The organism is Arthrobacter sp. CAL618 (assembly GCF_000468215.1).
Taxonomy (GTDB): domain Bacteria; phylum Actinomycetota; class Actinomycetes; order Actinomycetales; family Micrococcaceae; genus Arthrobacter_D.
Window position 1 is genome coordinate 1 of record NZ_ASZW01000036.1, and the last position, 7922, is coordinate 7922.

The window sequence follows — 7922 nt, forward strand, 5'->3', positions numbered from 1 at the left end:
CCCGCCAGATCTCACCGCTCGGCGGTGATGTTTAGCGCAACAGGGTCACTAGCCCCTAGAAAGACCGACCTAGTGAAGCACCGTGTGCGACACGCTGTCCGGGTTGCCGAACCGGTGGGCGGTGATGCTGACAGCCTGCTCGTGCAGGAACGGAAGCATTTCGATCCGACCCGACTCAGTGACGGGTCCGGCGTAGATGGCAACATCCGGATCCCCGTCAGTGGCCGCGCACAGTTCCGAATAGCCGCCGCCGACCAACCGAACCCGCCCCAGCGAGGCCGTGGGCGCGTGCTTCAGCCACGCGGCGTCGTCGTCCACGCCGTGTTCAATGTTGTGCGCCGAGAGCGCCGCTGTGAGAGCCGGCGGTAGCGGGTGAGCCGTCGAAACCCGCAGAGAGGCACCGGCACGCAGGCCGGCAGCGAGGACCCGGACCAAACCAGCCAGGGTGCCGGCCTCGTTGAGCCGGATGGTGACAGCACCGGCAATGTAACGGAACTCATTGCGTTCCACCCCGAGGTCCGACACGTCGCGATTGGCACCGAAGGACCTGACCCAATGACGCTGATCGTCCGCGGTCGCCCGGGCCAGGAACCCCTGGTCGACGGCGGGGATATCGGCTGCGTGCAGCAGATCCCGCACCGGCCCACTCAACGGAGCATGAACGTTTCCGGGATGCAGCTCGACGGGGTTCCAGCTGCCCAGGTGAATCAGATAGTTGGGGCCACCAGCCTTGGCGCCCGGCCCGACAGCTGAACGCTTCCAGCCACCAAACGGCTGGCGCTGAACAATTGCACCGGTAATGCCGCGGTTCACATACAGATTGCCTGCCTGGACAGCGTCCAGCCACTGGGCAAGTTCATCGCCATCCATGGTGTGAATGCCTGCCGTCAGCCCGTAGGGGCTGGCGTTCTGCCACTCGATCGCCTGTGCCAGCGAGTCCGCGTGCATCACGCCGAGGACCGGACCGAAAAATTCAGTGAGATGGAAGTAGCTGCCCGGTTTCACTCCAGCGCGGACGCCGGGGCTCCACAGCCGTCCGGTGTCGTCGAGCTGCTTCGGCTTGACCAACCAGGTTTCACCCTCGCCAAGGGTAGTCAGCGCGTCGCGCAGTTTCCCCTCAGCAGGCTCGATGACAGGACCCATCTCGGTGGCCGCATCTTCCGGGTAACCGACCTTCAGCGACGCCACTGCGTCAACCAGCTGGTTGCGGAACCGCGCCGACTTCCCGGCCGCACCCACCAGAATCACCAGCGACGCGGCCGAGCACTTCTGCCCGGCATGGCCGAACGCGGACTTGACGACATCGGCCGCGGCAAGATCGAGGTCCGAACTGGGAGTGACGATCAGCGCGTTCTTGCCGCTGGTCTCCGCGAGCAGCGGCAGGTCATGGCGCCAGCTGCGGAACAGCTTGGCGGTGTCGTAGGCACCGGTCAGGATGACCCGGTCCACCGACGGATGCGAAATGAGGTGCTGACCCACCGGCCCCTCCTCAACATCCGCGAAATGCAGCACCTCGCGGGGCACCCCAGCGTCCCACAGCGCCTGGACCAGCACTGCCGCGCAACGCTTGGCCTGCGGTGCAGGCTTCACGACGACGGCGCTGCCCGCCGCCAACGGTGCCAGAGCCGACCCCGCGGCGATGGCCACCGGGAAGTTCCACGGCGGCGTGACGACCGTCAGGCGTGCAGGCACGAACTCGGCGCCCTCCACCTGGTCCAGTTCCTCGGCGAGCAGTGCGTAATAGTTGGCGAAGTCGATCGCCTCGGAAATCTCCGGATCGGACTCGGCAACCGTCTTGCCGGTCTCACTGGCAGCAACTTCCACCAGGTCACCACGGATCGCTGCGAGCCGGGCCGCTGCGTTCCGCAGTACCCCGGCCCGTTCGGCTCCGGTCCGGGACGCCCATTCCTGCTGGCCGGCAAGGGCCGCAGCGATGGTGCGCTCGACGTCGTCGTTGGTGTCCAGCCAGGAAGCTTCCACCAACTCAACCCCCAGGGTTGACCCCGGAACCCGCTGAAGAATCTCGGTGGCCCAGTCCCTGATGACGGGCAGCGACGGGTCGGAGTCGGACTGGTTGGCGAACTCGCCGGGTGCAGTTTCCACGAACCGGTCAACGCTCTGCGCCCGGTTGGGACCCGGCACCACAGCATCCACAGCGGCCAGTGAGGCGAGGAAACGCTGCTTCTCTCGCTCAAACAGGTGCGGACTCTTGTTCAGCTCAAAGACAGCCGACATGAAGTTTTCCTGGCTCGCGTTTTCTTCGAGCCGGCGGATCAGGTAGCTGATGGCGACGTCGAACTGGGCCGGGTGCACCACCGGTGTGTACAGCAGGAGCGAGCCGACGTCCTTCTTGATCTCCTCCGCCTGCTCCTCGGCCATCCCGAGCAGCATTTCGAACTCGATGCGATCCTCCACGCCGCGCGCCAAGGAGAGCAGGCGTGCGAAGGCGATATCGAACAGGTTGTGACCGGCGACGCCGATCCTGACCGCCTCCGCGTTGTCCGGACGCAACGCCCAATCGAGGCAGCGCTTGTAGTTGGTGTCGGTCGCTTCCTTCGACGGCAGGGTGGCGGGCTCCCACCCGTGAACCTTCGCGTCGACGAGTTCCATTGCCAGGTTGGCGCCCTTGACCAGCCGCACCTTGACGGCCGAACCGCCACGAGCACGACGTTCGGTGGCCCAGCCAGTGATGTCCTGCAGCGCGCCGAGCGCGTCCGGCAGGTAGGCCTGCAACACGATCCCCGCTTCGAGATGCAGCAGGTCCTCGGTGTCGAGGATGCGCTTGAAGACCGCCACGGTCAGGTCAAGGTCGTGGTATTCCTCCATGTCGAGGTTGATGAACTTCGGCGCAGGGGAGGAGGCAGCCAACCGGTACAGGGGGAGCAGCCGCTCCGNCCGCGACCCGCTCCACCGTCTCGTGGAAGTCCCACAGGTTCATGGTGCTCACCACCGAGGACACCTTGACGGAGACGTAGTCGACGTCGTCGCGGGCCAGCAGTTTCTTGGTTCCGGCGAGGCGCGCGTCTGCCTCCTCGTGGCCGAGTACCGCTTCGCCGAGCAGATTAATGTTGAGCCGAACAGCTTCGCCCCGCAAACCGGCGATGGCCTTGCCCAGCTTCTGGGGGCGGGCGTCAACGATGAGGTGTCCCACCATCTCGCGGAGCACCCGCTGGGCTACCGGGACCACGATGCCGGGCAGCGTCGGGGCGAGAGCGCCGCCAAGCTTCACGGCGCCGCGCATGTACCAGGGCAGGAACGACGGCGTCTGCCGCGCCAGCTTTGAGAGGTTGCGTGCAGCGACCGCGTTGTCTTCGGGCCGGATGACCCGGTCAACGAAGCCCAGTGTGAACTGCAGCCCGGCGTCGTCCTTCAGGACCTCGGCGAGCAGCTGCGCCGACCGCGACCCACGGGTGACTGTCGGTTCGGGGCGCCGGACGTCGTCCAGGTGCAGCCAGCGGCGGACCAGCGCGACGGCGTCGTCACCCAGGTCTGCGGGAGCGGGATCGGCTGTGGGAAAGAGCTGTGTCATGCGATCGTGCCTCACAATGTGACGGGCCACTGTCATCGGTTCCTGGTATCAGGTGGTATTCCCCTTGCGGGGCCGGTGGCCGATCAGCCGGGGGCGCACTCCGCCTCGGCGTGGCAGTGCGCGACCTGCGTGCGCGCGTACCAGAATCATCGTAACCCGCGCCACAGGTCGCCGTCGCCAATCTGCGCTAGAGTGGTCGCATGTCTGTAGTACAACTCCTTAGCTAGCCGCACAGTCAACCGTGCGGCATGCCCCTCCCTGGATGAGGGGCTTTTGTGTGTCTAGGGGCAATTGATCAAGAGGACAGGGCAACAACAGTGAGCACGCAACCCGACGCCGGGCAACCGGACGAGAACACCTACAGTTTCGCTGACATCGAAGCCCGATGGCCCGCGGAGTGGGACCGGCTCCAGCCGTTCAAGCCAGCCGACGACGGCTCACGTGAGCGCCGGTATGTGCTGGACATGTTCCCGTACCCCTCAGGTGACCTGCACATGGGGCACGCCGAGGCGTTCGCGATGGGCGACGTCGTCGCCCGCTACTACCGGCAGCAGGGGTTCGACGTCCTGCACCCCATCGGCTGGGACTCGTTCGGGCTGCCCGCCGAAAATGCGGCCATCCAGCGCAACGCGCACCCGTCCGAATGGACCTATACCAACATCGAGACGCAGGCCAACTCGTTCCGCCGCTACGCGATCAGCGTTGACTGGTCCCGTCGGCTGCACACGTCCGACCCCGGGTACTACCAGTGGACGCAGTGGCTGTTCCTGCGCTTCTTCGAAAAGGGTCTGGCGTACCGGAAAAACTCTCCGGTCAACTGGTGCCCGAAAGACCAGACGGTGCTGGCCAATGAGCAGGTAGTCAACGGCGCCTGCGAGCGCTGCGGCACCCCAGTCACCAAGAAGAGCCTCAACCAGTGGTACTTCAAGATCACCGACTACGCGGATCGTCTGTTGGACGATATGGACCAGCTGCGGGGTCACTGGCCCGAGCGGGTCCTGGCCATGCAACGCAACTGGATTGGTCGCTCCGAGGGTGCCCACGTCGACTTCGTCATCGAAGAGGCCGACGGGCAGCCGGCCCAGAGCGTTCCCGTGTTTACCACCCGGCCGGACACGCTGCACGGCGCCACGTTCTTCGTGGTGGCGGCAGACGCCCCGTTGGCCCTGGACCTGGTCACCGAATCCCACCGGGCCGAGCTGGAAGAATACCGGGAGGGCATCAAGTCCCTGTCGGAGATCGAGCGGCAGTCGACCGAGCGCGAAAAGACCGGAGTGTTTACCGGCCGCTGGGCGATCAACCCCCTGAATGGGGAGAAGCTGCCGGTCTGGGCCGCCGACTATGTGCTGGCCGACTACGGCACCGGCGCCATCATGGCCGTTCCCGCCCACGACCAGCGCGACCTGGACTTCGCCCGCGCCTTCGAGCTGCCGGTCCGAATGGTCGTGGACACCGGTGCCGAGGATCCGGCGGTGTCGGGGATCGCCACCACCGGCGACGGCACCCTGGTGAACTCCGGTGAGCTGGACGGGCTGGGCAAGGACGAAGCCATTGCCCGCGCCATCGATCTGGTCGCCGAGCACGGCACCGGCGAGCACACGGTCAACTACCGGCTGCGCGACTGGTTGTTGTCCCGGCAGCGATTCTGGGGCACCCCGATCCCGATCATCCACTGCGCCACCTGCGGCGAAGTACCGGTCCCCGACGACCAGCTGCCCGTCACGCTGCCGGAAGACCTGCGCGGCGGCGACCTGTCCCCGAAGGGGACCTCGCCGCTCGCCGCCGTCGAGGACTGGGTCAATGTGCCCTGCCCGCAGTGCGCCGGGCCCGCCAAGCGGGACACCGACACGATGGACACCTTTGTCGATTCCTCCTGGTACTTCCTGCGGTTCGCATCCCCTGACACCACCGACGCGCCGTTCGATACCGACGCAGTGAACCGTTGGCTGCCCGTCGGACAGTACGTGGGCGGCGTTGAGCATGCCATTCTGCACCTGCTGTACAGCCGCTTCTTCACCAAGGTGCTGTTCGACCTGGGCCTGATCGGGTTCACCGAACCGTTCTCGGCGCTCCTGAACCAGGGGCAGGTGCTCAACGGCGGCAAGGCCATGAGCAAGTCGCTCGGCAATGGCGTCGACCTGAGCCAGCAGCTGGACAAGTTCGGCGTTGACGCCATCCGGCTGACCATGGTGTTCGCCTCCCCACCCGAGGACGACGTCGACTGGGCCGATGTGTCGCCGTCGGGTTCGTCGAAGTTCCTGGCCCGTGCCTGGCGGCTCGGTCAGGACGTGACCAGTGTGCCCGACGTCGACGTCTCAGGCGGCGACCGCGCGCTGCGGTCGGTCACGCACCGGACCGTCGCGGACAGCGCTGCCCTGCTGCAGGGGAACAAATTCAACGTGGTCATTGCCCGTGTGATGGAACTGGTCAACGCAACCCGCAAGGCCATCGACTCGGGTGTTGGGGGCGCCGATCCGGCTGTCCGCGAAGCCACGGAGGCGGTGGCGATCATCCTGAGCCTCTTCGCTCCCTACACCGCCGAGGACCTGTGGAACCGGCTGGGGCACCCAGCCTCGGTGGCAACAGCGGGCTGGCCCGCGGTCGACGAGTCGCTGCTGGTGCAGGAGACTGTCGTCGCCGTCGTACAGGTGCAGGGCAAGGTCCGTGACCGGCTGGAGGTGTCCCCGGACATCACCGAGGATGCGCTGCGGGAGTTGGCGCTGGCCAGTCCCCAGATCCAGAAGACCCTCGACGGCAGGGGAATCCGGACGATCATTGTGCGGGCTCCGAAGCTGGTCAATATCGTTCCGGAGTAACCATGCGGGCCGACAAAGCAGTGAAGTCTCCAGCAGGACAGGGTGGTCCGGCGTCGGCTGAACCACGCCCGTCGGCCGCGGAACAGGCACCACGGACGCCGGCAAAAACCGGCTCTGCGGCCTGGTACTCGATGAGGTGGCTGGAGCGACTGTGGGTCCGTCCGTCGGGAACCCGTGCCGCGCAGGAGGCCGCCGCACCGTCCCGCATCGCTGTGGTGACTGACTCGGCTGCGGCCATACCGCCCGAGTGGCTGGCAGTCGGGGGTGCCGCGCGTGGGGTCGTCGTCGTGCCCATGCCGGTGATGATTGCCGGACGGATCTTCGGTGAGGGCACCGACGACCTGACCGGGCCGCTGTCGGTGGCGTTGGCCGAAGGCGCCGAAGTGCGCACGTCCCGGCCGTCGCCGGGCCAGTTCGAGAGTGTCTACCNGGCGGCTCGAAGCCGACGGAGCGACGGGAATCCTCTCGGTGCACCTCTCGGGCGACCTATCGGGGACCACCGACGCGGCGCGCTGGGCGGCGGCAGCCGTCTCCATCCCGGTGGAGGTGCTCGACTGCCGGACGGTCGGGATGGCGATGGGTTTCGGTGTGGCGGCGGCCCAGGCGGCTGCGCGTGACGGGGTCGACCTTGCTGGAGCGTCAGCGGTAGCGCGCGCGGTCTGTGATTCGTCGACGCTCAGATTTCTGGTACCCAGCCTGGAGCAGCTTCGTAAAGGGGGCCGGATTGGCACGGCAGCGTCCATGCTGGGAACACTGTTATCGGTGAAACCGATCCTCAGTGTGCAGGAGGGACGGATCCTGCCGCTCGAAAAAGTGAGGTCCCTGCCCAAAGCTACCGCCCGCCTGTTGGACCTGGTGGAAGCGGACCTTGCCGGGAGGCCCGGCGCCGTGGTCGCCTTCCACTACTTCGGCAATCAATCCCAGGTGCAGGAGCTGACACTGAACCTCCAGGAGCGCCACCCCGAAGTTCGGACAGTCCTGGCGCAACTCCCGGCAGTGCTGGCTGCCCACACCGGGCTGGGAGTCATCGCTATCGCCGTGGCAGGGCGGATTGACGACGACGGCGACGCTCGACCGTCCACTGCCGACTGACTGCTACTGGGTTTACCCACATACGCAGCCGTACGGTCTCCTTCCCCTGGCGGTAAATCCTAGGCTCGACCCATGGCCAGACATCGTTGGGTAACCAGCCCACCGCCCCGCGGCGCCTTGGGGTTTCGACCGGATCCGATCGGGGCTGCTGATCCCTCCCAGGGATACGAGGATTTCGAGGCTTTAGACCCGCCCGGTCCGCCAGCCGATAGTGGGCGCCGGTGGGCAATCGGTCGTGGCGTATCCTTCGTGGTGCTTGGTCTGGCACTTGCGATCGCCTTCGGGCTTTTCCTGCTCCGGGGCGGGCCGGCACCTGAGATCACCTCGGTCGCGCTGGATAGTCCGCTTGCCGGGCAGCAGACACCTCCGGCCCACGCATCAGGTGCACCAGCCTCATCGGAACCCACGCCGTCAGGTGCACCGTACTCGGGAACACTGTCTTCGGGAACACTGTCTTCGGGAACACTGTCTTCGGGAACACTGTC

3 protein-coding genes and 2 pseudogenes are annotated in these 7922 nt (G+C 66.3%); 4 read left to right on the forward strand and 1 reads right to left on the reverse strand.

The features are described 5' to 3' along the window. Window positions 1-69 precede the first annotated feature (69 nt). Window positions 70-3529: pseudogene (locus tag K728_RS18175) on the reverse strand (bifunctional proline dehydrogenase/L-glutamate gamma-semialdehyde dehydrogenase). 317 nt (window positions 3530-3846) lie between these two features. On the opposite strand from K728_RS18175, the gene leuS reads away from it, so the two are divergent. From leuS to K728_RS21700, 4 genes and pseudogenes are all read left to right on the forward strand, one after another. After that, window positions 3847-6345, forward strand: coding sequence for a leucine--tRNA ligase (gene leuS, locus K728_RS0102180; RefSeq protein WP_024475705.1), 2499 nt, complete (start codon window positions 3847-3849; stop codon window positions 6343-6345). A 131-nt stretch (window positions 6346-6476) separates the two neighbouring features. Next, window positions 6477-6716: pseudogene (locus K728_RS22310) on the forward strand (DegV family protein); the annotation flags it as partial. 97 nt (window positions 6717-6813) lie between these two features. After that, entirely contained in the window at window positions 6814-7437 is a 624-nt protein-coding gene (locus K728_RS18180; RefSeq protein WP_443110904.1) for a DegV family protein, read from the forward strand. A gap of 72 nt (window positions 7438-7509) precedes the next feature. Continuing rightward, a partial coding sequence (locus tag K728_RS21700; RefSeq protein ID WP_237742073.1) for a hypothetical protein occupies window positions 7510-7922 on the forward strand: 413 nt, incomplete at its 3' end.